Here is a 26,699-nt window from a genome sequence, read left to right as displayed (position 1 = left end):
AGCCGGTGTCCGCCTCCCGCAGGCGCACCTCGAAGTTCAGCTCGATCTCCCCCGGGGAGACCGCCTTGCTCTTCAGGTTCAGGCGGCGCACCCGGGCCTTCACCAGAGCGCGGACCTGCTCCTCCTCCCGGGGGGAGGAGCAGCGCACCACCAGGATATAGGGGGACTCCCCGTTCTTCTGCCGGGAGAACACCAGCAGCACCACCCCCACGAAGAGGCTCCCCAGTACTGCCAGCGGGATCAGCCCCGCCGCCAGCACGATGCCCGCCGCGATGGCCCAGAACAGAAAGGCGATGTCCATGGGCTCCTTGATGGCGGTGCGGAAGCGGACGATAGACAGGGCGCCCACCATGCCCAGGGAGAGCACGATATTGCTGGTCACCGCCAGGATCAGCAGGGTGGTGATGAGGGTGAGGGCGATCAGTGTCGTGCCGAAGCTGGGGGAGTACATCACCCCGCTGTAGCTTCGTTTGTACACCAGGAAAATAAACAGGCCCAGCAGAAAGGCCAGCGCCAGGGCGATGGCAGTATCCAGCAGGGAGACGCTGTCCAGCCGCTCCAGAAAGCTGGATTTGAAGATGTCCTGAAAGGTGGTCATGGGGCCACTCCTTCCTGTATGTTTCTTAGTCGAACCGGCGGCACAGGGCGTACTTGGAGCAGGCCCCGGCCCGGCGGTCCGGGATCTGAACGGCCAGGCGCACAAGATCGGGCAGAAAGGCGTCGTATTTGACCTCCAGCACCGTGAGGCCGGGGAGGGGCTTGAGGGAAAAGCGCTCCGGGCGGAAAAAATCCAGGGCGCTCAACCCGGTGCGGAGGTTCCGGTCCAGGGTGACGCGCACATTGCCCGGCGCATAGGAGAATGCCTCCCGGTCGTAGCAGACCGCCGTCCGGGGGGTCAGAAGGCTGCCCCGCAGCTTGCTGTACAGCTCAGCCAGCAGGGGCTCCTCCCGCTCCAGAAGAAAGTCCAGCTCTCCCGCCAGCAGCCGTTCCCCCTCCTCCCGGGAGAGGCGGGCGGAGCGCTTGCCGCACAGGCCGTTCACCTTGAACTTTTTCTCCAGCTTCAGCCAGGCGGGATCATCTCCGTAGTACCGCAGGCGGAACTTCTCCCGGCGGTCCACCCCGTCCAGCTTTTCTCGGTGCGCGGCATCGTAAGGCGTGTCGAAGTACAGGCTGGTCACCCGATAGGACCCGTCCGGCCCTGCGTGGTGGTCGTGGGGAAACAGACGGCGCAGCCGCCCGGAGAGCACCAGATCCTCCGGGGGAGAGATCTGGTGCTTCCACTCGTGGCGCAGCTGCGGGAACTTAGTCGTCCCAGTCGTCATCATCGTCCCAGTCGTCATCGTCATCATCGTCGTCCCAGTCATCGCTGTCGCCGGGATAGTCGGAGCCGGTGGGGTCGCCATACCAGTCGTCATCGTCACCGTAGTCATCGTAATCGGTGATGCCATCCGCATTGGGACCGTAGTCGGTGTCATCGTAGTCCGTGATGCCGTCGGCATTGGGGCCGTAGTCCGTATCGTCGTAGTCCGTGATGCCGTCGGCATTGGGGCCATAGTCCGTGTCGTCGTAGTCCGTGATGCCGTCGGCATTGGGGCCATAGTCCGTGTCGTCGTAGTCCGTGATACCGTCGGCATTGGGGCCATAGTCCGTGTCGTCGTCGTAGTCCGTGATACCGTCGGCATTGGGGCCGTAGTCCGTGTCGTCGTAGTCCGTGATACCGTCGGCATTGGGGCCGTAGTCCGTGTCGTCGTAGTCCTGGTGGTCCATGTCCATTTCGGTGACCTTTCCGGTGACGGCATTCACTTCGTACTCATACTCCACGCCGTCCATGACGAACTCCACCTCATACTCCCCGTCATCCAAGTCGTAATCCTTCTCCACGAACTGGATGTCATCCCGGCCCAGCTGGGTGGAGAGGATGTTCTGGGCGGCTGCGGCATTGATGTACCCCTTATCCCCATAAGTGTCGTCGTAGTCGTCGCTGTCCAGGGCCACGGTCTGGGATCCGATCTGGTCGGCCTCCACCACCAGGCGGACGGCCTCGGCCAGTTCGTTCAGGAACTGGTCGCTGGGATACTGGGAGCCCCGCTCCAGCTTGAGGACAATGTTCTTTTCGCGGCCGTCAATGGTGGCGTCGAAGTAGCCGCCAGCGTTGATCTCGTCCACCAGCTCGCCCACAACGGCTGTACAGGGCCTGCCCTCGTAGCCGGTGTAGCCGGTCAGAACCGCTCTGCCGTCATCATTGAGCGCGTTCAGGGCCACCACATTGCCCGCCTCATCATAGTCCATTTCGATCTCCGGGTTCACGCTCAGGAGGACGGTGCCCACGCTGCCGCCGGTCTCCTCCTGAAGGGCGGCGCTGGTATTGGGAGCCTCGGGGAGAGATGTTGTGCCGGCGCTGTTCCCGCAGGCGGTCAGGGCGGTCATGGTCAGGGCGGCGGTCAGAGCCAGGCCGAACAGTTTGGAAGTGTTGTTCTGCTTCATTTGATTCATCTCCTCAGAAAATCAGGTTTTGTGTGGCGCTTGTATGGATAGGATACGAAGCTGCTGCTGAAAAAGCGGGGTCGGTGAGAAATTTTTTCTTTTTGCTTCCATCAGAAGAATACGGCGGCAGGCCCACGAAACCGGGGGCGGAGCGGAAAAATTTTTCAATCATTCAGTCATCGTCACCCCATCCGTCATCACCGTCATCACCGTCATCGTCCCAGTCATCCTCGCCGTCCCAATCGTCGTCATTGTCATCCCAGTCATCGCTGTCGTCGGGGTGATCAGAGCCGGTGGGGTCCCCGTACCAGTCACCGTCATCGTCATCCCAGTCATCACTGTCGTCGGGGTGATCAGAGCCGGTGGGGTCCCCGTACCAGTCATCGTCATCGTCATCCCAGTCATCACTGTCGTCGGGGTGATCAGAGCCGGTGGGGTCCCCGTACCAGTCATCGTCATCATCATCCCAGTCATCGCTGTCGTCGGGGTGATCAGAGCCGGTGGGGTCCCCGTACCAGTCATCATCATCGTAATCCGTGATGCCGTCGGCATTGGGGCCATAGTCGGTGTCGTCCGAGACCGGCGGCTGAATGGACGGTTCTGGCCTGGGCTCGGGCGTTGGCTCCGGGACAGGCTCAGGTTCGGATGGCGCCACGGGGATCACCACTTCCTCAGCTGGCAGTTCTTCGGCGGCGGGACCAATCTGGATCACGATGGTCTCCCCGTACCGCTCTTCCAGATCCGACCGGGCCTCCTGCTCCTCTTTGGCCTGCCAGTCAGCGTCGGCGCTGGAAACTGTGATGGACACCGTCTCTCCGCTGGAGAGATAGCCCATGGCAATGGCCCGGTCCACCAGTTCCTCAGTCACTTCCACCCGGTCCTTACCGCCGAACTCGTACCCATTGATCAGTGACTGGCCGTCGGGGTTGAGCCCCTCCAGCTCCAGCACCCGGTCAGTGCGGCTGAGGGTGAGCTCCACGTCCGGGTTGATCTGGATACGCAGGGCGCCGTAGGGGGTGAAATTGGGCTGGTAATATCCGAAGAATACCAGACAGAGACAGGCGGCCAAGCCTGTCAAGGCGGATATGGGCTTCCAGAGGGAAACAGACTTCTTCTGCGTCGGCCGGAGCTCCACAATCTCCTGCACAGTGTCTCCCACCTGGTAGCGCAGGTTGGCCGCTTTCAGGAAACGCCCCTCCTCATCCAGCAGGACCGCATAAGCCGGATGGGTCTCCAGCACCAGATAGTTCATGTTTCGCTCCCTCCCTTCCTCGAAGTGATCTGGCTCAGGTGTCCGCGGATGATCTCATAGCCATTGGTAAAGGCCAGCAGGATGGCCACCAAATACTTTCGGTGTCGCTCCAGGACCTTTTTGTCAGTACCGGAGCCGGCGGATAGCTCGCTTATGGGCAGCTTTCCCGCTTCCTCCACTCGTTTGAGCAGGTCCGGCCGGGTGCGGGCAAAGTCCAGCACCCGCCGACAGGCGGCGAAGGTCCGCGCCTGCCTGGGACAGTTGTCCGCCACATCGGAGAAGGTCAGGCCAAAGCGGGAGAGCGTTTCCGCAAATTCCCGGATCTCCTTTTGGCTGGCAGTCAGCACCTCGTAAGCCTCTATATGGTCCACTGTATCAGGGATGGTCTCCAGCAATTCGCGTCCGTCCGTCTCCGAGCCAACCGGCGCGTGGAGAGAAAGCACATTCCCGTGGCGCTTTTCTGTGCGGTAGTGGTCAATGAGCCGGTTCCGGATAGCTCTGGCGGCATAGGGCAGGAAGGCGCCCCGGCTTTTCTCGTAGGCCAGGATCGCCTCGTAAAAGGCCAGCATGGCGATGCTCAGGTCATCCTCGTGGCCATCCTCCAGGGCTGCGTGGGTAAACTTTACCGTCTCGCTGCGAATAAAGCCTATGTACTGTCTGATCAGGGCATCCGCCGCTTCCGGGTCTGCCTTGGCCGCGTATACCTGGCTTACGATGCTGTGTTCCGTCTGCACCATATTGTTCCCTCCACCCCTCCGGCTGTAGGATACGGGATGATTGCCGGATTTTCGGGGTCGCCGATATTTTTTCAAATACAAATAGATGTGGGGGTATAATTCTACAGATTATCATTTTATCTGGCTACCGGTTCCGGCGCCCACCCAATACCGTAAAATCCCTGTAAAAATCAGGTAAAGCTACGAGGCATCTTTGCAGAAGCAGGAAGTCATCAGATTTTACAGAAATATGGCCAATCGCTCACACAGTTTGTATCGCTCACTTGGCTGGTCAAATTCTGTGTCCTCCACCGTCTGGAGGAAATGGACGCGCAGTGCATTGGGAGCATCCGGCGCGATTCCGGCAATGACGCTGTAAAATCAAAACGGAAGATGCCGCTGGCTTTCGCCAGCGGCATCTTCCGTTCAGCGTGTCGAAAAACTTTGGTTGAACAGAATTCGCCTGCGCCGGGGCGGGGGAGCGCGAGGGGGCAGCCGCCCGCCTCGCGTGGAATCGAATGCCCCGGAAGCATTGCCGTGCAAGGCTTCCGGGGAGCGAAGCGAGGACTTTTGCGCCGCTACGCGGCGCGAAAGTAACGGCATTTTTAAATGCTTTTTCAGCCTGAAGCTTTACCGATGTTTCCATAGATGCCAACCGCCGTTTCCCCCTAACCGGCGGGATTCGAATCTTCATTTCTCAGCAGTTGGCAAAGTCAAAACCATGCAGCGTCCTTTTTGAAGCAGCATTTTTCAAAAGGGCGCTATTTTTCCGCTTTTTTCTGGGCAAAGCCCATCTGACCCGCTGGAAGCATTGGCGCGAATGCTGTTATGGAATGTCCGAAAAAACCAGGGCCGCGCTCTTCCTTCTCACCGCATATAAGGATGTCTGACGCAGAGCGATCCGGAAGTTTGATGACAATGGTTTTGACTGCCGTTCTGCCCGGCTCTCCGGCATCTATGAGCAGGGCGCAATATGGAGACAAAAATCCGGGGAGTATCTATTGACATGGACCGTGCGGCCAGAATCTGAATGAATAGGAACCTGGATTTTTTATCCCATATATGCCGAAAAAATATGGCGCAGCGTCTGCTTGTTGGGCAGACCCAGCTTGCGCAGTACGCTGGTCTGCTGGTTGGCAATGGTCTTGGTCGAAGAGTGGAACGCCACATCCTTGCCGAGCAAATGGTAAAACACCGCGCGCTCCGCACTTGTAAGTGTTGACAGCAGGGCGGCGCAGATCAGATGGGACTGCGGCGTCGGTCCTGCCGCAGTTTCCCGAATGGTGGGAAGCAGCAGAGTAAACTGACTTTTGAATACATATCCTGAAGCGAATGCGCGGACGCTGGCGTCAATCACTGTGGAGGGATCGTCATCTGCGGTCAGAATAATTACCTTGGAGGCAGTTTCCAGCCGGATTGCACGCGCCGTCTCCGCCCCATCTCTCCCGACATTTCGGAGGTCCAGATCCATCAGGACGATATCCGGGCAATGGCGCTGCACAGCCTGGAAGGCTTGAGATCCATCTGAGCAGACTGCGACAAGTTCCATATCTGGCTGGCTGCCAACCGTCTGCTCCAGCAGATATTGAAAGTCCGGATCATCATCCACAGCCAGAACGCGGATCAGTTTCATGTCGTCTCCTCATTCCTTCTGTGTTTTCTGCGCACTGGGAAGCAGAGGGAAAAGGTGCTGCCGCAGCCTGGCTTGCTCTCCACACGGATGCTGCCATTGTGCGCAGCCATGACGTTCCAGCAGTAGTAAAGCCCCAGTCCCATATTCAGATGACCTTTTTTCGTGGTAAAGTAGGGCTCAAACAGCAACTGGAGCTGCTCAGGGGCAATACCGTGGCCGTGATCCGCTACCGAGATCACCGCTTTGCCCCGGGCAGGCTGGCAGCGGTAAGAGAGGGCGATCTCACCGCCTTCCGGCATAGCGTCAGCGGCATTTGTGATCAGGTTGTGCAGCACTTCCTCCAGATGGGCGTGATCGCAGACCAGCGGCGCGTCATCGCAGGTGCGGACTATCATGGAGATCCCGCTTGCCTCCGTGAACATCGCAGCTGCGATCACGTCCTCGAATACGTCGCGGATCACGCAGGGACTGGGGCTCAGGGTGATCTGCTGCGAATACAGCTGTGTCCGGCTAATGAACTGCTTCAGATGTGTGACGGAGTGGGAAATGATCTCCAGCTCCCGGCCCCGCACACCCCGCGCATCCAGCAGCTGGGTGCACCATTCAATTTTGGAAAGGTCGTTTTTCAGCGCATGGCCTACATAGTGGGCATTGCGCTGAAGCACCTTGCTGCCGCTGCTCCAGTCGTATACCTCCCTGCGGAAGCGCAGGCCCCAGATCCCTTCACGGAATGCGTGGTAAAAGCAGTAAAACAGAATGAATACGACAACAAACAGGTTGAACTGCCATAGTTTGCTCAGGTTTGGGATGCCCAGCGCATGATAGGGAAAAGCGGAGACCAGCCACACCCACAGTGGGATCAGTATCGTGACTGCGGCCAGCCGGCGCTGATGAAAATGTGTGCCCATCTGCTCTTCCCAAAGGGCATGAAGGATGATCGTGGTGGAGAGGATGCCCATCCCCCAGTTATACCCCGCGACCGACAGACAGAATACCGGCAAGTGCTGGAAATGCAGCGTTTGTGTACAGGGAAATGCGATGGCAAAAATCACTGCCGGGAGATAGGATAAAAGGCATACCCTCAGGAACCATTTTCCAAACCGCCTGTCCCAATGATGGAAATAGAAGGCGAAGATCAATACCGGCGGAAGGGACAGGTAATAGAAGACCGCGCTGAGGACAGAATACATGGTTTCCGCAAAGGGGCCAGTCCAGATCCCCTTCATCACCAGAGATGGACTGAGCGTATAATACAGATATTCCTTCCACGCGCCGATGCTGAAGGTGACGCCGCTGATAAAACACCAGATGTTCAGCTTGTTATGTGGGTTTGCCAACAGGATCATGGAGAAGATACCCAAGATCAGGATTGCAAAGGCAAGCAGCAATTCGCCGGGCAGGCCCTTCTGCGCAGCATCGATGATCCAATCCGCCCGATCCATTGTTATCCCTCCCCTGATACAGGTATTATAGCATACACCGGTGAAAAACTGTCAAATTCTCACACCGGCACAGTGCGACAGGGTCTCAGGCTGTTGCTTTCGCGCCGCGCAACGGCGCAAAAGTCCTCGCTCCGCTCTCCGCAAGCCTTGCACGGCAAGGCATTGCGGGGCATTTGATTCCGTCATCTGCGGATGACGGAACTCTGCGAGGCTTCCCCTTCTGGGAGGTTTTTCGACACGCTGAGGGCCTCAGGAGAATGCCTGAGGCCCTGTTCGCTTACTCTGCAATATTCTGGCAAAAACGCATGAGAACGGTTGCGGCTTCAGCCCGCGTTGTATGGCCTTTGGGGTTCAGGGTAGTGCTCGTATTGCCCGTAATGAGGCCATTTTCATTTGCCCATTGCATCGCGTCAGTTGCGTATGCATCGATTTGCGCCGCATCTGTATAGGCGCTCAGATCAGTGCTGCCCGTCACGTCATAGCTCTTATACTGGGCGTAACGGTACAGGATCACTGCCAGCTGTTCGCGTGTAACCGGGTCATCCGGCAAGAAGCTGGTCTTGCTGGCACCGCTGACAATGCCGTTTTCGGCCGCCCAGTTAACCGCGTTTTCATAATACGCACCCGCCGCAATGTCCGTGAAGCTGGAAGCGGAAGCCGCGGGCGCACCCTCCATGCGGTGCAGGATCGTCACGATCATTGCACGGCTGGTGATGCTGTTCGGGCTGAACAGTTTGCCTCCTGTTCCGTTCATCATGCCGTTTTCGCAGACGTACTGCACCGCGCCGCAGTACCAGGATCCAGGTACTACGTCTGTAAACGGCAAACCAGCTTCCTCGGGGATTCGCTCGAAGCTGACAACAACCTCATCGCCTGCATCCAGGCCCTTTAGGATACCGTTGGATGGGATCTCGACCGCTTCTCCGTTTACAGTGACTGAGCCGATCTGATAGCCCTCGTCCGGCTTGATGGTCACCGTGCCTTTGCCGGCAGTGACCGTTCCGCCCTCACCGTTTGTGGATACGGATGGGCGGTCGTCCGCAGCCTGGCCGCCGCCGGAGGAGGAACCCCCGCCGCTTCCCCCGGATCCTCCGGGATCGTCCGGCTGCTCCGGTTCTTCCGTGCCGCCGGAAACCATCAGTTCAAGACGGATGGTATCGCTGTACACCCCGTCCAGCAACGCCGCCGCGCGGAGCACGGTGTTTTCGGTCATCGTGATGGGGGCGGCGTACGTCAGCGCCTCATTCCTGCACGGGCAGGTGTCATCCAGCGTATAGCGGATCACTGCGCCTTCTGTGGCTGTGCGGAGGGTGATCTGCGCACCGCTTTCCAGCGTCATACCGGTGGTGACCGGCGTGCCGTCCGACAGCGCAGCGGTAACGGGCGCAGGCTTTTCCGCCTCACCCAGCTCCTCCTCCGACATCACGATCTGAACGGAGATGATCTCGCTCAGGCCGGACTCCGGTTCGGTGATACGGATCAGGCCCAACCCGGGCAGCAGGCCGGTGAGCGTCACCACGGCGGCACCGTACACATCTGTGGTGACCGTTGTCTCAGCCGCAGACAGCAGGCTGGGCGTCAGCGCTTCCACTTCCAATGCCTTCCCGGCGATGCCCGGCTGGAGCGTAAGGGTAAGCGCTGCACTTTCTTTGTAAACTACAGCGGTCTGCCCGCTGGCCGTTATGCCCGTGGGGCGCTGGACGGGGGCGGCCAGTGCGGCGGTATATCCCTCTTCCAGTGCGGTGCCTGCGTAGTTCTGCGCGTCAGTGGACACGGCAATCGTGCCGGTGCAGTCCCCATCCTCCGGGGTGACGGAGAAACGGGTGGCGTACTGTGTGCTGCCGTCCAGCGTGTCCTCCGCGTCCAATGCTGCAACAGTGATCGTCACGGGCTGACCGTCCTGGCTCAGCGAAATCGCTTTCCGTGCGCTGGCAATGTCCATATACTGACTGAATGCCACCTCGATCCGGTCGTTATAGGCGATGGCCCGCTCGACCGCCGGCGGGGCAGTTGATACCATGCCCACGTTGACCTCGAACTGGGGCGGAGGCACGGGGAGCCAGCCGCCGTTTTCGACCGCTGCCGCGACGCCGCTGCTGTCGGCAGGTACATAGCCGTCCTTGGTAAAGGTCACCTTCCAGTTGCCGTCCGGCACGAACCAAGCGTACATACCGGCCCCGTTCGTGACCTGCGGGTTGATCTGGTTGTAATCGGCGGCGTCCCATGCCGCATCGCTGCCCTGCTGATAGACTGTCGCGGTCACGCCTTCCAGGCGGTTGGAGGGCACAGCCTCGTAGACATAGCCGGATGGATCATAGGCCGGTTTAAGCTGCCGCTTCTGTATATCGTCCCACGGGATGTCGGGATCATTGTCCTTGTTATCATCCTTATCCTTACAGCTCTGATAAAGATTGGGGATTCTGTACCAGAGGACCCGGAGCTGCTCGTTGATGTTCTCAAAGGTGGCGTCCATATACTCGCCTATAGGCTCCTTAGAGGCAAGATCGTAGATGAGCTCACCCATACCGACCGCCAGTGAAATGCCTGGCCTGGCCGTCATCAGGACTTTGCCCGGCGCCGAAACGGCCGTTGTAATACAGGCTGAAACGCCGACCCTGCGGATCCACTGCCGCACAGTAAGATCGAGATCCGTGATCTGCATATAGATCGCTTCCAGAGAAGCTTCCAGACTTGACAGCGCATCCTGCGGCAGGCGCAGGCTGCCGTCTTCACACCGTGCGTTCAGAAGGGATACCGCATCATTATAGTTTGCCGTCAGCGTGCTCATATGGCCTTCCAGCGTGGCATACCACTCCCTGACGGTTTTGTTATTCTCCCATATCTCCATCGCGACGCCGAAAATACCTTTTGCTTTCCCCTGCCAAGTGTCAGACACCGGAACTTTTCCCAGTTTATCGACCCACTCGCAGAGGTCAAGTATGGTCTCCCAATATGAATAGACTTTGTATACATTAAGGATCACACGCTCTGTATCGATACCTCCGCTGAACGTGGCGGCGCTTCTGCTCAGTGGGAGCGGCTGATCCGGTTCTCCTATATTTTCCAGCTCCATTTGGATGATCAGGCGGGTCTTCGTATCCAAATCCACGATCGTCTCGGTGAACAAGTGATCCGTGACATCAGCTTTCACCCACACCTGCTCTCCCGAGAGGCTTTCGACCTCAGAATATCCCTCTCCGGAGAGGGTCTCCCGGGTCACGTCATCCTCCAGCGTCTGCTCCTCGGCTCGATATCTTCCGAAGACCTGGGTCTGGCCTGTCTCCGTGTTGGTAAGGGTCAGGTCAGCGGCAACAGTATCCCCGCTCTCTGTAATATTCTCGATACCGACATTCTCAAAAAAGTCATGCTCAAGCGCATCCGCCAGCTGGTCGCACTCGTCTGCAACGGCTTCCGCCTCAGCCTCATACCGCTCCGCGTCAAGAGGCATGCTGCCAAATCTGGTATCATACTCCGCGCCGACGGCAACGGGCACGTTACTGCTGTCGTATTCATAGGCCGCGATCCAGCAGCCGTTCTCCCCGTCGTAGGCCGCCGGGATACGGATGATCTCTCCGTTTTTCCCCTCGGTCACCACAGATACCGCATCCGGCGCCCCATCGAACTCCACCTTGAATGTAAAATTCATATGGGTAGGCCAGTAATAATAAAACGGCTCTTCCGTCGAATCGCTGGTGAAATCCAGTACGGTCTCACCGGTCCCGATCGTACCATCGACATAATAGGTATTATAAACCGTGATCTTTGACAGCGTACAGCTTGCCGCGTCATAGGTCAGCAGTTTGCTTTCCGTTTGGACGGTGACGTCCCCGGACTGTATGACGGCATGGATCTTGTGGTAGGCGTAGTCGGTGTCCGGATCCTGATGGAGCGCAACCTTGGCAGACCAGCTTCCAAGGGCATTTGCGGTGATCGGCCGCTCCGTCTCCAGCTTCTCCCCGTTGTCATAGATGGTCACCGTGCTGTGCGGCAGCGCGGTGCCGGTAATTGTAACCGACCGGCCCGCCGTTTTTCTCGGCAGATCGAATTCCGCCCCGCCCGCTGTCAGGCGCACTGTGCCGATAGGCTGTACGGCGCCGTCATGGAAACGGAGGTAGGCGTTGACATCGTGTTCCCCTGCTTCGGTCGCGGTACAGCAAGCGATCACTGAGCCTCCCGCCTGCCCGTTGAGGGGGACGGACAGCACGCCGGACGCCGCATCCTCCGTATAAGACACAGCCTCTCCATTCAGAAAGATCCGGCCGTTTACAAGCGAGACGCCTTCCGGCAGGCCCAATTGCAGGCAGTCCGCCTGCGATGCCGCGGGATCGGACAATTCGTAGTCTGCCCGCAGGTAGAACTGTGTGCCCAGCGCGGGGGACTGCGTGCTGACGGTCAGGCCGGTGCCCTCCTCCGTGCGGAGAAGCGCGCCCAGCTCCAAGGCAGGCACGTTGATATTGGTCAGCCGGGCGACTTCAACCGCCGCGATCTCCACCCTGCTTCTGGCATATTCCACCCCCAAAGCATCCAGCATGTCCAGATTCGCCGCGCTGGGCAGCATGCTGTTCTTCTCCAGGAACACCATGGTATAGCTGCCAGCCTGCATCGGCCCGCTCTGCATGCCGGGATAGGCGTCCATGCTGCGCAGCAGCGCGCCGTCCTGGCCGAAGATGAGCAGCCGCGCCGCGTCCGTGTTCATCTCGCCGAGCACAAAATGGCCGTTTTCAACCAATTCAAGCTGCACGCTGCCGATCTTGTCCTCATTCAGGGTCGCCGCTGCTTCGGCGCTTTCGTAGCGGCCTTCCCGGTCGTAAGCCGAGATGGAGAGCTTTTCGTTGGCCTCCACCGCGTCCGGCTGGAATATGATCGCAGTCCCCTGCACCTCAAAGCCGGAGATCGGCCGGTTATCCGCGCCGGTCAGGGTAAATTCCAGCCCGTCCATGTCGTACAGCTGACTGGTCTGCATCGGTTCCCCTTCCGCTGCGGCGTGCCGGACCGTCACCTCCAGCACGATGCGGTCGGCCACTGTCTCATACAGCGCCACCGCACCCAGTGCGTACGCCTTGGCATCACTGGCCGGGAAGATGGAAAACTGCTTGGAGTAATAGCCCTGGGCAGAAATTTTGATCTGGGCCTGGGCCGGGGGGATCTGGACGGAGAAGCCGCCGTCCTCCGCGCTGACGGTGACCGCTTCCTCCCCTCCGGCTTGAATAACTGTTACGGCCGCATTGGGCACCGGCGCGCCGGTGCTGTCCTGCACACTGCCGGTCAGCGTCAGCACTGCGGCGGGCTCCAGTGTTACCGTAACAGCGGCGTCTTCCTCGCCTGGTTCGATTATCTGGCGGGCAGGCTGCCGGTACTGCGCGGCCAGCTCATCACCCAGGACGACCTCGAACATATAAGTTTTCTCCGTCTCGGCGTTGTAGAGCGTTGTGCCCGTGACAGGCAGAGGCGCTTCTCTGCCGTCCTCGTACCAGCGGACGGTGAAGCCGTCAGTGATGGGCTGACCGCCGGCCCGTACGGCGACGGACAGTGTGCGGGTACCCACCGGATCTTCCAGGAAATACTCAAAATGAATGTTATTTTGCATTGCATAGGTATATGCGGTGCTGTTTACATAGCCGCAGATGGTGAAATCTGCGGGGGCGTTGCCGAAAGCGCCATTCTGAATCTCCACATTGGGCGCATAGATCTCCGCTCTGCTTAAGCTTTCACAATCTGAAAACGCGTTACTGCCGATCGACTGCATCGTCTCCGGGAAGGTAAGCGTTGCCAATGCGCCGCAGTTCTGAAAGGCGCACGTCCCTATGCTCTCCAAAGCGGAGGGCAGCCGGAAGTCTGTCGCCGGATCAATGGTCAGGCCAAAGCCTTCGGTCTGGCCCAAAACGTAGTATTTCAGGGACGAGCAGTCCCGCAGGGCGTTATCGCCGATGTGCGTGACCGTCTCCGGAAGGCGCAGCCATTCCATCGCGGAACATCCGTCAAACAGCGCGTCCGGGATGGACGTCATGCCGTCCGGCAGATATGCGATTGGCAAAGAGGAACAGCCGCTGAAGGCCCCCTCCCCCAAGGTCTGCAGCTCGTAGGCAAAGCGGACGAAGTCCATGCTCTCGCAATTTGCAAACGCCCGGTTACCGATTGCTTGCAGTCCAGACGCGTAACACAGAAATGCGCTAAGTAATTTTGTACAGTTTTCAAAGGCAGAGTCGCCGATTGTTGTAAGCTGCGAATTATCGGGCAGGCTTAGAACCAAAAGATTTTCGCAGTTATAAAAAGTCCTTTCTCCAAATTCTCTGATTCCTTCCGGCAGGCACAATGCGCCCGGATACTCCCAATCTATCTTCGGGTACCCGCCAATAATTGTCAAAGATGTATTGTTGGCGAATACGCCGTCCCCGATTGCCACAACCTCCACGCCGTCGAGCGATTCCGGTATTAAGATTTCATGCTCGGCCAGATATCCGCTCGGGTCGTCGAAGGCCGTAATCGTCCCCGTCTCCGGATCAAACGTAATGGAGACCTCCGTATCGTCATACCAATACTGTTTCTCTGTCGATCGGTCAGCAGATTCTTCCAAACGCGATTCCACGGCGGCTTCTGTGTCACGGGCCGCCCACTTCCCGGCGGCGGTTTCCTCCACCGCGCCGGCAAGCACCGTCCCGCCTGGCTGGTTCATGAACAGCGCTGCCACCAGAACAGCAGCGAGGAAACGTGTCCAGTGTTTCATATCTTCTGCCTCCCTTTATTGGTATTTCTTATAAAGCAGTATAACATACCAGAAGACTTTTTTAATGGCCTAAGGCAAAATTTATTCCTAAAAATTATAGGAATATGGATAAATCAAGTGGATATTCTATGTTTTCCGAACAAAAATGCATTGCTGTGCACACCAGGACGAAGAGCATATTTCATCAAAGCATTTGTCTTGACTTCACGGCAGGACTTTCCGTAGACAGCTCTGTAGTTCGCTTTGCCAGATGGCGTCCTTGATTCAATATATCTCCCTTCTTATCTGCCGTCTTTCCTCATGCAGCGTGATCCAAGGGGAGACGCGGCGCAAGCTGGAAGGATAAGCTGCGCCGGACAATTGCTCCCGTACTGCCTGCCATATCCGGCCATGACATGAGGAATTTCTGACAGCGATGCGGCAGGAAGGGTGCGAAAATTAGATTTCTTCATCTGTCCAATATGTATTGTACTCCTACAGAGGTTTGCATCATCTCCCAAACTTCTCCTTGAAATGACGATGAATTTCCTGTATAATATGGACCAACGCAGTTGGGGGCTGGCCCCCGGCTTCTTCTCTCGTACGCCGGTGTGATGGAATTGGTAGACGTAGCGGATTCAAAATCCGCCGGTGGTGACACCGTGTGGGTTCGAGCCCCACCACCGGTACCAAAAATCCCGAATGCAAATGCGTTCGGGATTTTTACTTTTTTCTTCTTCACTATTCCTTCTTCCTTATCTCCACCTTGTTCTCGGGATTTTTGGAGGGAAGAAGTAAGAGGGAATCAGGAATAGGTAAAGAACGGAGTGCAAATGCGCTCCAGATAGCCGGTTTAGAGGCGCTGCGCTGGGCTTCGATTTTGTATTGGGTGCGAGCCTGAACGCCGTATCACCCATACTGTTGCAATGTCCTTTTGTTTTGGGTTCCGCCGCCCAAAGGGCGGATCCACCCTTCGGTATTTGAATGCTCGGGGTCGGCAGAGCCGCCCCTGCGCCAAGGTTTTCACCTCTGGCGAAAACCTTGGCGTAAAAGCGCCGCCGGCCAGACAGACAGTCGGTTTGGAAAACGCCGCACCAGGCTGCGGTTTTCTTTATCGCGCTGTCTGCGGCCTGGTCAAATGCCGCCCTGAGCAAAACGGGAGACACGCCATGGGGCGTGTCTCCCGTTTTGCCCTGTGTTGGATTACTCCTTCATAATGACGACGGCTACAGGGGTGGAGCTCTCGTCCCCCATAACGCCGGTGTAGGTCACCTGCACCCTGTCGCCCTCGGAAAAGCTGCTGGGGTCCAGCTCCTTGTCAAAATCAAAGGTCTGGTACTCTCCGGTATCTGTCAGCAAAACCATAAAATTCCCCAGCCGGTTGATGACCCCGCTGACGGTCTTCTCCTTTGCCGTCTCCGCGCCGGCCTCCGTGGTCTTGGGCTGGCTGGTATTGGGGGACTCCCCCTTTTTACAGGCGGCCAGGGAGAGCAGCAGCGCGGCGCTCAGCAGGATTGCAGCAATTCGTTTCATGGAAAACATTCCCTTCTGTCTGTATGTCTGTCCCCCCGGTCCGGGGAGCTGTGCCCTATTATAGGCCCGGATTATGTAAAATCAATATAGGCCGCCTTAACCTTTATAAAGGTTATTTTTACATCTTTTCTGCCAGGCCCGGCTGGCTGCCTTGTTCGCATTATGTAGACTATGCCCGATGCTGAGGAAACGGCCGGGGAAATGTTCTCAGGAAGGAGCATTCGCCAGAAGGCGCCTCTCCACAGGCGGGAGAGATATAAAACAGCGGCCTGCCAAACTTGGTTTGGCAGGCCGCTCAGGCTGTCGAAGAAGTGGCTTCCGCCACTTTTTCGAAGGAGCTTCATGAAATTTTTACCTCGATTTCTGAGGAAATTGTCGGAAAAATTTCATGAGAAGTGTCATTTCATTCCGTCATCTGCGGATGACGGAACTCTGCGAGGCTTCCCCTTCTGGGAGGTTTTTCGACACGCTGAGGCACGCTGAACCTTGGTTTGACAGGCCGCTGTTTTGCCGCCCTCCTCAGGGCAGTCCGCCAGGGTCCTCATAGAACCGGAAGCGGTTTTTGCCCTGCCGCTTGCTCTGGTACAGCGCCAGATCGGCCCGCCTCAGGCAGTCGTCATATGCAAAGTCCAGACCGCACACATAGGTCAGGCCGATGCTGCCGGTAACGGCAGGGCCGGGCGTGTGTGCCAGCGCGTCCAGCAGGCTTGCCACCCGCTGCTCCAGCCGCTCCCGGCGGATGCCTCCCTTGATGAACACCAGGAACTCGTCTCCCCCCAGGCGGCCCACCAGATCCTCCTGCCGGAAGGTGGAGGTGAGCACCCCGGCCACGGCCTGGAGGGCCCTGTCCCCCTCCAGGTGGCCCATTTTGTCGTTGATCTGCTTGAAATTGTCGATGTCCATTATCATCAGCACACCGCAGAGGCTCTGCCCGCACTCACCCACACACCGCTTCACCTCCCGTTCAAAGGCGGTGCGGTTGTACAGGCCGGTCAGCGGGTCCCGGTCAGCCGCCTGGGCCTGGGCGAACTCCCGCTCCTTTTCGGCGTTGACGTCCTTGAGGTAGATAAGGGCGTATGCGTTCCGGGTGGTGTCCTCCCGGAAGAGATAGATGGTCAGCTCCACCCAGCGGAGGGTCTCTCCCACGGGACGGCGGTAGCAGAAGCGGCTGCTGGCCTCGCCCCGGGCCAGCATCTCGTTCCATACGGCCGGGTCCCGGTAGCGCCTGAGCCGCGCCAGGTCCTCCCCGGACAGCGCGGACGCCAGCTGCTGCTCCAGCACCTGGATAAAATGTCGGGAGCTCCGGCGGCAGTCCTGCCGGTAGACCCGCCACAGGCCGCCCACGGACTTGAGCTGGCCGCTCTCCAGGTCCACCTCCGCGTAGGCGATGGTCTCGGAGAGCATGGTGTGGTAGAACTTGCGCATGCGCATATACTCCAGCTCCATCATCCCAACACAGGACTCGGGCGCCAGCTTGGGCCGCTCCATGTCGTTGACAATGCGGTGGCAGCCCTTCAGGCAGATCATGCCGTTCTCGTCCCGGAACCCCATGCCGGTGCAGCGCACCAGCACGTCCCCCCGCTGGGGATGCCGCCAGCTGTACTCCAGCTGGACGGGCCGCTCCGAGCGGGTCATGGCCCGCATTGACTCGTCCACATAGCGCCGGTAGCCGTCGTTGACCCTGCTGTACCAGAACTGGTAGCACTCCTCCGCGCCGGAGGCGCCGGAGACGCCCAGAAGTCGGAGCATGGTGTCGTCAGCCACCATCTCGCGGCAGGTTCCCTCCCGGTCAAAGCGAATGATCCACATCCCCAGCCCCAGCGCCTCAAAGACGTCGCGGCAGTCGGCCCGGAGCAGCTCCCGGTAGCGGCTCTCCCTGCGCTCCTGGTGGATGCGGCCCAGCAGGAAGCTGGACAGCACCCGGATCTGGGCGTCGTCATGGATGGAGCAGCGGGGGTTGTCCACGCCGATGAAGGCAATGGTCCTGCCCCTGTCCCGCACAGGCACGGCAATCAGCCGGGAAACGCCCTGGGCGTCCAGAACCCGCCACTCCTCCGGGCTCTCCCTGCGCAGGGTGTCCAGGTTGAGTATGACCACGGACCGGTCGCGGTCAAAGAGGTCCATCCACCGCTCCAGCACATGGGGCGGAACGTTCTGCAGGTTTCCGGCCTGGGGCGTCACGTTGGGCGCGCACCACTCGAAGGCGTTGTCCCAGCAGCCCTCCCGCTGCGGGCTGGGCGTAAAGAGATAGGCCCGGTCCGCCTGATAGAACTCGCCCACCGAGGCCAGCACCCGGTTGACCGCCTCGCCGTAGTCGGCGTACTCCGAGAGGGTTCTGGTGTAGCCGGCAATCTTCCTGGCGAACATCAGGCGCTCCTGGGTGCCGCGGCTGACCACCTCGTGCTTGGTGATGTCCAGCGCCACCTCCATCCGCAGCCGCTTCCCCTGATGGGTAATCATCTTGTCCTTGAGCAGGAAGTGCCGCCCGCAGTACTCGTTCTGCCTGTCCCAGATATAAAAGCTCTCCCGCTTCAGGACGTGATTGGTGCAGAAGGGGCAGGGCTCGTCCAGGCCCTGGAGGGCCTTGTAGCACTTCCGGCCCCGGTAGTCCCGCAGGCCCATCATGCGCTGCCCGGCCGGATTGACGTAGTACAGCTCATAGGTGTCCATGTCGCTGATGTAAAAGATGTCGTTCTCCGCCTCCAGAATCACCTTGGCCAGCTCGTCCTCCGACCAGTCCACGGCCGAGGCGATGTCCGACGTGTGGATCTGGCTGCGGTAGGCGTTCTCCCGCTCCACCCGCGCCCGGTAGCGCGGGCTGTCCGGCCGGAGGTAGCGCTCCTCCAGCTCACGGGGCGCGCAGGGTTTGGAGAAGAGGAACCCCTGAAGCAGCGCGGGATGGAGTTCCTCCAGGGCCGCCAGCTCGTCCTCGGTCTCCACGCCCTCGCAGCACACCCGGATCTGGCAGCTGTCGGCCAGCTCCAGCATATTGCTCAGCAGGCGGTAGTTGTACACACTGTGCTGGATATTGTTGACAAAGCAGCGGTCAATCTTGATCTCGTCAATCTCCAGCTCCTTCAGCCGCCCCAGGCTGGAATAGCCCGTTCCGAAGTCGTCCACCGAAATCTCAATGCCGCTGTTCTTCCACTGGAGAAACAGCTCGTTGATGTGGGGATAGTCCAGCAGCTGCATGCTCTCGGTGATCTCCAGGGTCAGCGCGTCGCCGGGCAGGCCGCTCCGGTCCACCGCGTCCAGCACCTTCTGGACGATGTCCTCCTCGCACAGCTGGGTATAGGACATATTGATGCTCACATGGAAGTCGGGCGCCTGCCTGCGCCACGCCCTGCACTGCGCCAGCGCGGTGTCCAGCACCCAGATGCCCACTGGGCAGATCAGCTTGCTCTGCTCCAGAATGGGCACAAACTCAGCCGGCGGCACGCTTCCCCGCCGGGGAGAGGTGTACCGCAGCAGGGCCTCGGCGCCGTAGAGCCGGTAGGTGCCGGAGCGAACCTGGGGCTGGTAGCACAGCGAAAAGCCCTGAAAGCCCTCCCGGACGCTCTTTGTCAGGTCCTCCTTCAGCTCCAGGGTGGCAATCTCCTTCTCATAGTCCCCGGCGGAGAAGAACATCAGCCGGTTCTTTCCCCGGGCCTTGGCGCGGTCCAGGGTGTTCTCGGCATACTGATAGAGGGTCTCGGCATCGGGCAGCATATACTCCCGGAAGGGCACGCAGCCGCCCGACAGGGTACACAGCCCCTCCAGCATCCGCTGGGCCCGGGCGAACACCGCCGCGGCCTGCCCGGCGCCGGCGTCCGGGAGATTGACCGCAAAGCAGTCGCCGTTGGTGCGGTAAATCCGCCGTCCGGCCGCCGCGTCCTCCAGCACCTCGGCCACCCGCCGGAGCACCGCGTTGCCGTGCTCCCGGCCCCGCTTTAAGTTGATGGACTTCAGATCGTCCACGCCCACCAGCAGCAGAAAGCCGTCCCGCTCCCCGTCCAGCAGCGCTCCGCTCTCCCGCTTGAGCTGGTTCATGCCCAGCATGCCGGTAAGGCCGTCGGCCCTGCTGCCGGCGGCCGCCTCAGAGATGCAGCCGACAACCCACGCCGGCCGGCCCTGCCGGTCCAGCTGGATCTTGCCCCGGCTGCTGATCCAGACCACATCGCCCCGCCGGTTTATCACCCGGTACTCCAGCCTGTGCACCTGCTGCTCTCCGCCGCGCAGCTTTTCGTAGGCCTCCCGCAGCATGGGCAAATCCTGGGGGTACACCATCCGGATCCACTCCTGAGGCGTGACATACTCCCGCCCATGCTCCATCAGGGGGTAATTTTTCCTGATGCTCTTGGAGAAATAGACCCGCTCGGCCTTCAGGTCAAAAAAGAAATAGTGGTCGCTGGTGCTCTCGTTCAAAAAGTCCAGTATTTTGCGGCATGTGTCCGCCGCGTACTGGCCGTCCAGTTCAATCCTCATCGCTACCTCGCAAGCCATTGGTTTTCAGCCATCTGAGCCCGCCTTCGTCCCCAAAGCCGGAGCGCGGAATCTTTTCGGCCTGAAAAGCAGGCCTTTGCGCTATGTCTATCATGAATGGCGTTTATTCTATCATGCTTCTCCGCTCCCTTCAAGGCTCTTTTTCCCGCGCCGGGAACCGCCGCCCCGTCTCTTCTGCGTGTCCGGCGGCCGTCCGGCCATATGGAAAAGGCCCGGGCCGGACCGCCTGCCCTGCTGTCCGCGCCCGGGTCTCCCGCTGCCCGAAGGTTATATGGTCAGGGTCCCGCTCTCGTCCTCAATGAGAAGCAGAATTTTCTCCTCGCTGCCGGTCTGGGCGTTCACGTAGACGATATAGTGCCGTCCGTCCTCCAGCCGGCACTTAAACTCATGGCAGAGGACCTCGTATTTTCCGCCGGTGGGGATGATAGCCAGCTGATGGGAGAGGCACTCCAGGGCCGGGTCCAGCACAGCCTGGGCCTCCTCCGCTAAAACAGCCGGCGCCTCCAGCGTCCGCTGGGCGTGGTTCATCAGATAGCCGTCCGCTTCAAAGCCCACAATGCTTCCGTTGTCCAGGGCCACGGCCACCTTAATGAGGTCGGGGTAACAGAGCACCTCCCCCTGCCGGGCGGCAAAGTTGACGGTGAGAATATTGCTCTGGTTGATATAGTAGCTGGGCTCCATGTCCCCGTACCCCTGCTCCGCCAGGAAGGTCCGGGCGGTCTGCACCCCCTCCTCCGCCGTGAGGGACGCCTCCCCCACCGGCCGGGAATTCATCAGCTCGGTCACCTTCCCGCCCTGGCGGGACACCTCAAGATAGGCCTCGCCCCCATCCACCACGGCGGAGAAGCCCCAGTAGGGGATGGCCCCCTCGCCGGTGGAGACAGAGGTGAAAATCTCCGGCTTCAGGCCCATAAACGCCGCCGCCGCTGCCTTGGCCTCCTCCTGGGTGACCTCCTCCAGCCCCTCCAGCGCCCTGGGCTGCCGCTGGGTGGAGAGGTGCTCGGAGAAGGGGCCGTCGTAGATGAGGGTGGGCACCTCGGGGAAGTCGGCCTCCACGTCCTGGAAGCTGCTCCCCGCCGCGTCCCCGCCGGCTCCCTGGGCCTGGGCCAGCCTGGCCTCGGCCTGCTCCAGGTCCTCCAGGGTGACGGTCCCCCCGTGGATGTCGGCCTGCAGGTCCTGGAGCATCTGGGAGAGCTGACCCGAGGCGGCGGCCAGGGCCCGCAGGCTCTCCTTCTCCTCCTCTGTGGTCCCCCCGCCCGCCGCCGTACTCTTGGACAGGGCCGCGGCGTAGTCCCCCACCTTGGCCACAAAGGACGCGGTCTGGGCCAGCTCCACGTTGCCGTAGGGCAGCTCGCCGATGGCCATCTGGGCGGACATGGCCCGGCCGAACAGCTCGGTGCACAGCTGGGCCAGCAGGGACTGAGACGTGGCGTAGGCGCTCTTCTGCAGCGCCGCGTCCATCTCCGCCACCGCGGTGGTCAGCTCGGCAAAGGCGTGCTGGTAGGTGTTGTTGACAATGTTCCGGTATGCCTCCGCCCTGGCGTGGCTCTTCAGCGCCGCGCCGCCGGTCACCGCAAAGGCCGCCGCGGTAAAGCTGACCGCCAGCACCCTGGCCCTCCGGCTGTGAAAAAACTTCCCGGTCATAAAAACCGCCCCCTTTGGACCTAGTTTGATCCAAAAGGGGCGGTTGCTTTCAGGTAATTTTTCCCGCTTTACCGCTCAGAGACCCTGTCGAAAAAGCGGGCCGGCACCTCCCTCATTCTGTTTTGAGGCTCAGTCCCCGGCGTTTGCCTTTCCGGTGGCTGAGTCGATATGAATCCGCCACACTGCGGTGCCGGGCAGCCAGGCCTTGAGCACCTCGTCAAACCGGTCCATATCCGCCGGGCAGTGCCGCAGGCAGAGCAGGCGGAGGGCCTCCCGCTTCTCCTCCTCGTCCGTCACCTCGCTGGCCGTACCCCGGGCCAGGGCGGAGGAATACCGGGCGGTAAACTTCCGGGGTACCGTCTCCGCCTCCTCCACAAAGGCCATGGCCACCCTGGGGTTTGCCCGCAGGGCGTCCGTCTTCTCCCCCTCCGGCGCACAGTGGAAGTAGATGGTTTCCCCGCTGCGCACCGGCGTCAGGGGCACGCAGTAGGGCAGCCCGTCCGCTCCCGTCATGGACAGCACCATATATTCACAGCGGTCCATCACCCGGTGGATAAATTCCGCGCCCCGCTCCCGTTCCTTTCGTCTCATGGGCCTCATCCTCCTCTTTTTCCCTCCATGATATGCGCCCGTCGACCCAATTGCAAGAGTTCCCGCTGATTTTTCCGCCCTGTCCTGTGAAACGTACACGAAAGCCGCCGGTCTTACGCCCCATTTTCTACGCTAATGTAAAATCGCACTTTAATTTGCTCCGAACGATTTACAACCGGAATTATTTGCGGTATCCTTTCTCTGTAATAAAAATCCCGCCCTTTTCAGCGGGCAAAATATGTTCTGCATGCAACAGCGACGAAACACAAGGGGGATCTAAAAAAGTATGAGAGGCGTTGAAACGCGTATTCAGGAGATCCGGCACAGAATCTTCCGTGAGGTGGCCCGTATGGCTTACCACACCGAGTGGCCGGTGGACAAACGGATTGAAGAGCTTCCTTATAAGATTATTCCCGGCGAGGTGGGCAACTTCCGCAACGACGTGTTCCTGGAGCGGGCCATCGTGGGCGAGCGGCTGCGTCTGGCCATGGGTCTGCCCTGCCGCAGCGCGGCTGAGCACGCCCCCCTGTCCGACAACATCGAGGCCGCCGACCGGGATGAGACCTACTACACCCCGCCTCTGATCAACGTGATCAAGTTCGCCTGCAACGGCTGCGCCGAGAAGAAGGTCATGGTCACCGAGGGCTGCCAGGGCTGCCTGGCCCACCCCTGCGAGGAGGTCTGCCCCAAGGACGCCATCAAGCTGGACCGCTACAACGGCCGCTCCCACATTGACCAGGACAAGTGCATCAAGTGCGGCCGCTGCGCCGACGTGTGCTCCTACAAGGCCATCATCATCCAGGAGCGGCCCTGCGCCGTGGCCTGCGGCGTGGACGCCATCCGAACCGACGTCAACGGCAAGGCCGAGATCGACTACGACAAGTGCGTCTCCTGCGGCATGTGCCTGGTGAACTGCCCCTTCGGCGCCATCGCCGACAAGTCCCAGATCTTCCAGGTTATCCGGGCCATCCAGTCCGGCGAGCGCGTGTACGCCGCCGTGGCCCCCGCCTTTGTGGGCCAGTTCGGCCCCAAAGTCACCCCCGGCAAGCTCCGCGCCGCCATGAAGCAGCTGGGCTTTGCCGACATCTTTGAGGTGGCCATCGGCGCCGACCTGTGCGCCACCCAGGAGGCCGAGGACTTTGTCCGGGAGGTCCCCGACGAGCTGCCCTTCATGGGCACCTCCTGCTGCCCCGCCTGGTCCGTCATGGCCAAGAAGAGCTTCCCCGACCACGCCAACTGCATCTCCATGGCCCTCACCCCCATGACCCTGACCGCCCGCCTCATCAAGCACAACCACCCCAACGGCAAGGTGGTGTTCATCGGGCCATGCGCCGCCAAGAAGCTGGAGGCCATGCGCAAGAGTGTGCGCAGCGAGGTGGATTTCGTCCTGACCTTTGAGGAGATGGCGGGCATCTTCGACGCCAAGCACGTGGACCTGGCCACCATTGAGGAGGACCCCGACGGCGTCAACGACGCCTCCACCGACGGCCGCAACTTCGCTGTGTCCAGCGGCGTGTCCAAGGCCGTGGTGAACGTAATCAAGGCCCGTTACCCCGACCGGGAGGTCAAGGTGGCCAGCGCCGAGGGCCTGCGGGAGTGCTATAAAATGATGAAGGACGCGGTGGCCGGCAAGTACCCCGGCTATCTGCTGGAGGGCATGGCCTGCCCCGGCGGCTGCGTGGCCGGCGCCGGCACCATGCAGCCCATCAAGAAGTCCCAGGTGGCCGTCAATCTCTACGCCAAGCAGGCCAACCACAAGACCTCCAACGAGACCGAGCACATCAAGGAGCTGGACAAGCTGGTGGACTGACTTCCCGTGCTCCATCTTCCCCGTACAGCCGCGGAGCGCCCCTTAAGAGGGGGCGCTCCGTTTTTTCTTTTGCGGGCCTGCGGCCCCTTTTGCACGTTTCCGGCCCCGCTTCCGACCGTTCTCTCCTCTCCTGCCCTTTTTCATGGACCCCATGATATGCACCTGAACCCGGAATGGCAATCCTCTCCTGCACCAAACCGCCCCGCTGTCCATAGTATGGCGTGAGGGGTATCCAGCCCTTCACTACTCTATCGGGAGGTATTTCCATGCCTGAAAAGGTTGTGCCCGGCCCCGTGCAGGACTCTGCCTGCATCCGCGAGGCCGTCTGTATCCATACCAAGAAGATTTTTGATTCCTGCCGAGAGAAAGATATAGCGTTTTTAATATAATTTTTTATGTTATTTATTGCTTTTATTGTCGAAAAGTAGTATATTTTTTGATGACAAATCTAACAGAAAATAGCAAGGATGTGAGGTAAGTGGAGCAATCTGCGATGAGCGTTTTGAGCAAATACTTTTCCACTGGAACAGCAGCCCAGGAACGCGATTTTATCTCCGATATTTTTGTTAACATAGCAGATTATCAGAAAATCATCACCCCTCCCAGCCGTTCAATTCGTTTACTTGTAGGTAGTAAAGGTAGTGGGAAAAGTGCGCTCTTAGAATATCATTACAAAAAGTGTATTGACAACAAAGTTCCTGCACTCTACATGACCCCCATCGACATAGACGTTGAGTCTTTTGAAGAAAATGAGGGAAGCTCTTTTACTACCCAAAAAATCTACAAGGCCCTCATTCAGCAAATTGCAATTCAAATTGGTTCTGAGCTTCACGGGTTGATCACTGATGAGCAGGAAGCTCTGGTAGACGCTGCCGTAAAGGCCGGTGCCCGCCAACTAGGAGCCCTTGATACACTTATTCGTGTGCTGTCACCAATCGGCTCTGCAATAACAAAAGTTGATTTTCAGAAAATGCTTCCTGATTTACATTATACAACCGACACCTGTGTGGAGGGGATCAATCAGTCTCTTCAAACACTACCCTCAGAAGACACCGTTTTTTATGTTCTTTTTGATGATATCGATCAATTTGGAAATCCAGGGAATAAGAACTATATTGATATCATTTGGTGTGCAGTTCTTGCTTTCAAAAAAATAGCAGAAAAACTTCCTCACATTCGGCCGATCATTACGATGCGCAGCGAGATCTGGCGGCGAATTAAAGTGCATCGTCAAAATCTACGGGATCAGGTAGATCATATCCGTCCCATGGTATATGAACTTATCCCATCACCGGAAGATATGAACCGTATCCTGACTTATCGAATGCAGTATTGCAGAAAACAGCTTGACGGTGTTGACTCATTAGTATTTGAACCTTTCTTTCAAGGAGATGACTGTAAAATACCCTCTTCAGGTGAACGCCGGTATTGGAAGGACTATCTGGTTACTTCCAGCCGTGAACGCCCCAGAGATACCGTTCAGCTGGTCCATAAACTCGCCGAAAATGCAATTAAACATGGCCGTCAGGTTATTATGGATCAGGATGTAGACGAGACCGCTCTTTCATATTCTACAGAGCGCGTAGATGATCTGGTCAACGAGAACTCTGATCTCTGCCCGGAATTAGAGACTGTAATTCGCTCATTTAGTTCCGTTGATTTCCATCCGTCGGCTGATGAGGTGCGCAATCACTTGCTTAGAGTTCCTGGTCGCGGACGCATTTCAATTCAGTCCAAGACATTGATCGCACAGAATATAGACGATATGTACAAACTGTGGAATCTACTTTATGAGATTGAGTTTCTAACTCCTCGTGCAAAAGACTGTACCCAGCCAAAAGGATTCACTCATATTCGTCCTTATGTAGACCCGACTTTAGTTTCCGCTAGTCGTTGGACAGATATGCAAAAGTTCATCTGGGAGATCCACCCTTGTTATCGTTCTTACTTGATCAACATTTCTAATGCTAGTAAAAAGATGATCGGATTTCCTTCTACCTATTAACGTTTGATCTATTTTAGAATTAATCCCTCAAAGCCTTTAGTCATTCCTTGCATCTCAGATAGAATACAAATAACGCAGGGCGGCCCGTTGGGCCGCCCTTGCTTTTTCTATTCTTCTTTTCTGTCCTCCGTCCCCGCTCCCGCCTGCTCCCCGGCGCCGTCCACGGCGTCCAGGCCAATCTTGAGCAGCTTGGTGAGCCAGGCAGGGACCGGTGCGCCCATGCGGACGGCATTCTCCACGATGCTGCCCAGCTCGGTGATACAGTACCACACCAGCACCAGCGGGCAGACGATGCCCCGGAAGGACACGGGCAGCTGTACCACCGGCAGGTTGTCCAGCACCAGTCCCAGCAGCAGGTCGGCGCAGGCGGCCACCAGGACCACCACCACCTCGCCGGCCTTGTG

General features: G+C 58.9%; 17 protein-coding genes and 1 tRNA gene. 3 read left to right on the top strand and 15 right to left on the bottom strand.

Annotated elements, in window-relative coordinates; all coding sequences use genetic code 11:
• From QZY67_RS07740 to QZY67_RS07700, 9 genes are all read right to left on the bottom strand, one after another.
• The coding region (locus tag QZY67_RS07740; RefSeq protein WP_295369546.1) for a DUF4956 domain-containing protein at window positions 1-598 on the bottom strand (598 nt) is incomplete at its 3' end.
• A gap of 25 nt (window positions 599-623) precedes the next feature.
• Window positions 624-1,340, bottom strand: a complete 717-nt coding sequence (locus QZY67_RS07735) for a polyphosphate polymerase domain-containing protein (RefSeq protein ID WP_295369544.1) — start codon at window positions 1,338-1,340, stop codon at window positions 624-626.
• Complete coding sequence (locus QZY67_RS07730; RefSeq protein WP_295369542.1) at window positions 1,303-2,484, bottom strand: PepSY domain-containing protein; 1,182 nt, start codon at window positions 2,482-2,484, stop codon at window positions 1,303-1,305. The genes QZY67_RS07735 and QZY67_RS07730 overlap by 38 nt, the downstream gene beginning before the upstream one ends.
• Before the next feature lie 13 nt (window positions 2,485-2,497).
• Window positions 2,498-2,656 (bottom strand): hypothetical protein, encoded by a 159-nt coding sequence (locus QZY67_RS07725; protein WP_295369540.1) that lies wholly within the window; start codon window positions 2,654-2,656, stop codon window positions 2,498-2,500.
• On the bottom strand, window positions 2,657-3,736 hold the full coding sequence (locus QZY67_RS07720; protein ID WP_295369538.1) for a hypothetical protein: 1,080 nt from the start codon (window positions 3,734-3,736) through the stop codon (window positions 2,657-2,659). It lies immediately after the preceding gene.
• Complete coding sequence (locus QZY67_RS07715) at window positions 3,733-4,473, bottom strand: sigma factor (protein ID WP_295369536.1); 741 nt, start codon at window positions 4,471-4,473, stop codon at window positions 3,733-3,735. Before QZY67_RS07715 ends, QZY67_RS07720 begins: the two co-directional genes overlap by 4 nt.
• 1,030 nt (window positions 4,474-5,503) lie before the next feature.
• The gene (locus QZY67_RS07710; protein ID WP_294532752.1) at window positions 5,504-6,085 is read right to left on the bottom strand and encodes a response regulator transcription factor; all 582 of its coding nucleotides are present in this window, start codon (window positions 6,083-6,085) and stop codon (window positions 5,504-5,506) included.
• The gene (locus QZY67_RS07705; protein ID WP_295369534.1) at window positions 6,082-7,527 is read right to left on the bottom strand and encodes a HAMP domain-containing sensor histidine kinase; all 1,446 of its coding nucleotides are present in this window, start codon (window positions 7,525-7,527) and stop codon (window positions 6,082-6,084) included. Before QZY67_RS07705 ends, QZY67_RS07710 begins: the two co-directional genes overlap by 4 nt.
• Before the next feature lie 277 nt (window positions 7,528-7,804).
• Complete coding sequence (locus tag QZY67_RS07700) at window positions 7,805-14,251, bottom strand: leucine-rich repeat protein (protein WP_295369532.1); 6,447 nt, start codon at window positions 14,249-14,251, stop codon at window positions 7,805-7,807.
• A 584-nt stretch (window positions 14,252-14,835) separates the two neighbouring features.
• Between QZY67_RS07700 and QZY67_RS07695 the strand changes: the two genes are divergently transcribed.
• A tRNA-Leu gene (locus tag QZY67_RS07695) sits at window positions 14,836-14,922 on the top strand.
• Window positions 14,923-15,433: 511 nt separating this feature from the next.
• Here QZY67_RS07695 and QZY67_RS07690 read toward each other — a convergent pair.
• The 5 genes from QZY67_RS07690 to QZY67_RS07670 form a co-directional block, all read right to left on the bottom strand.
• A complete protein-coding gene (locus tag QZY67_RS07690) occupies window positions 15,434-15,763 on the bottom strand; it encodes a hypothetical protein (protein WP_295369529.1) in 330 nt (109 codons plus the stop codon).
• A 71-nt stretch (window positions 15,764-15,834) separates the two neighbouring features.
• Window positions 15,835-16,107, bottom strand: a complete 273-nt coding sequence (locus QZY67_RS07685; RefSeq protein ID WP_295369527.1) for a hypothetical protein — start codon at window positions 16,105-16,107, stop codon at window positions 15,835-15,837.
• A gap of 175 nt (window positions 16,108-16,282) precedes the next feature.
• The gene (locus tag QZY67_RS07680; RefSeq protein WP_295369525.1) at window positions 16,283-20,227 is read right to left on the bottom strand and encodes an EAL domain-containing protein; all 3,945 of its coding nucleotides are present in this window, start codon (window positions 20,225-20,227) and stop codon (window positions 16,283-16,285) included.
• Between the two features lie 285 nt (window positions 20,228-20,512).
• Entirely contained in the window at window positions 20,513-21,889 is a 1,377-nt protein-coding gene (gene ypeB / locus QZY67_RS07675) for a germination protein YpeB (protein ID WP_295369523.1), read from the bottom strand.
• A gap of 129 nt (window positions 21,890-22,018) precedes the next feature.
• Window positions 22,019-22,480, bottom strand: a complete 462-nt coding sequence (locus QZY67_RS07670) for a pyridoxamine 5'-phosphate oxidase family protein (protein ID WP_295369522.1) — start codon at window positions 22,478-22,480, stop codon at window positions 22,019-22,021.
• A gap of 286 nt (window positions 22,481-22,766) precedes the next feature.
• Here QZY67_RS07670 and QZY67_RS07665 point away from each other — a divergent pair, with 286 nt between their 5' ends.
• Together QZY67_RS07665 and QZY67_RS07660 are read left to right on the top strand one after the other, a co-directional pair.
• Window positions 22,767-24,290, top strand: a complete 1,524-nt coding sequence (locus QZY67_RS07665; protein WP_295369521.1) for a 4Fe-4S dicluster domain-containing protein — start codon at window positions 22,767-22,769, stop codon at window positions 24,288-24,290.
• Window positions 24,291-24,768: 478 nt separating this feature from the next.
• Window positions 24,769-26,295, top strand: coding sequence for a hypothetical protein (locus QZY67_RS07660; protein WP_295369520.1), 1,527 nt, complete (start codon window positions 24,769-24,771; stop codon window positions 26,293-26,295).
• A 107-nt stretch (window positions 26,296-26,402) separates the two neighbouring features.
• Here QZY67_RS07660 and QZY67_RS07655 read toward each other — a convergent pair.
• Window positions 26,403-26,699, bottom strand: a 297-nt coding sequence (locus tag QZY67_RS07655) for a phage holin family protein (RefSeq protein ID WP_295369519.1), incomplete at its 5' end; no start/stop codon positions are given.

The sequence above is a fragment of the uncultured Pseudoflavonifractor sp. genome (assembly GCA_904419835.1).
Lineage (GTDB): Bacteria > Bacillota > Clostridia > Oscillospirales > Oscillospiraceae > Pseudoflavonifractor.
This window is presented reverse-complemented; position numbering and strand designations above follow the sequence as displayed.

What these genes read in the sequence shown, in the direction of transcription:
- QZY67_RS07685 (WP_295369527.1), bottom strand. Translation starts at nt 16,107, where the DNA reads ATGAAGCTCCTTCGAAAAAGTGGCGGAAGCCACTTCTTCGACAGCCTG.
- QZY67_RS07680 (WP_295369525.1), bottom strand. Translation starts at nt 20,227, where the DNA reads ATGAGGATTGAACTGGACGGCCAGTACGCGGCGGACACATGCCGCAAA.
- ypeB (WP_295369523.1), bottom strand. Translation starts at nt 21,889, where the DNA reads ATGACCGGGAAGTTTTTTCACAGCCGGAGGGCCAGGGTGCTGGCGGTC.
- QZY67_RS07690 (WP_295369529.1), bottom strand. Translation starts at nt 15,763, where the DNA reads ATGAAACGAATTGCTGCAATCCTGCTGAGCGCCGCGCTGCTGCTCTCC.
- QZY67_RS07710 (WP_294532752.1), bottom strand. Translation starts at nt 6,085, where the DNA reads ATGAAACTGATCCGCGTTCTGGCTGTGGATGATGATCCGGACTTTCAA.
- QZY67_RS07720 (WP_295369538.1), bottom strand. Translation starts at nt 3,736, where the DNA reads ATGAACTATCTGGTGCTGGAGACCCATCCGGCTTATGCGGTCCTGCTG.
- QZY67_RS07705 (WP_295369534.1), bottom strand. Translation starts at nt 7,527, where the DNA reads ATGGATCGGGCGGATTGGATCATCGATGCTGCGCAGAAGGGCCTGCCC.
- QZY67_RS07665 (WP_295369521.1), top strand. Translation starts at nt 22,767, where the DNA reads ATGAGAGGCGTTGAAACGCGTATTCAGGAGATCCGGCACAGAATCTTC.
- QZY67_RS07730 (WP_295369542.1), bottom strand. Translation starts at nt 2,484, where the DNA reads ATGAAGCAGAACAACACTTCCAAACTGTTCGGCCTGGCTCTGACCGCC.
- QZY67_RS07735 (WP_295369544.1), bottom strand. Translation starts at nt 1,340, where the DNA reads ATGACGACTGGGACGATGATGACGACTGGGACGACTAAGTTCCCGCAG.
- QZY67_RS07715 (WP_295369536.1), bottom strand. Translation starts at nt 4,473, where the DNA reads ATGGTGCAGACGGAACACAGCATCGTAAGCCAGGTATACGCGGCCAAG.
- QZY67_RS07725 (WP_295369540.1), bottom strand. Translation starts at nt 2,656, where the DNA reads ATGATTGAAAAATTTTTCCGCTCCGCCCCCGGTTTCGTGGGCCTGCCG.
- QZY67_RS07670 (WP_295369522.1), bottom strand. Translation starts at nt 22,480, where the DNA reads ATGAGACGAAAGGAACGGGAGCGGGGCGCGGAATTTATCCACCGGGTG.
- QZY67_RS07700 (WP_295369532.1), bottom strand. Translation starts at nt 14,251, where the DNA reads ATGAAACACTGGACACGTTTCCTCGCTGCTGTTCTGGTGGCAGCGCTG.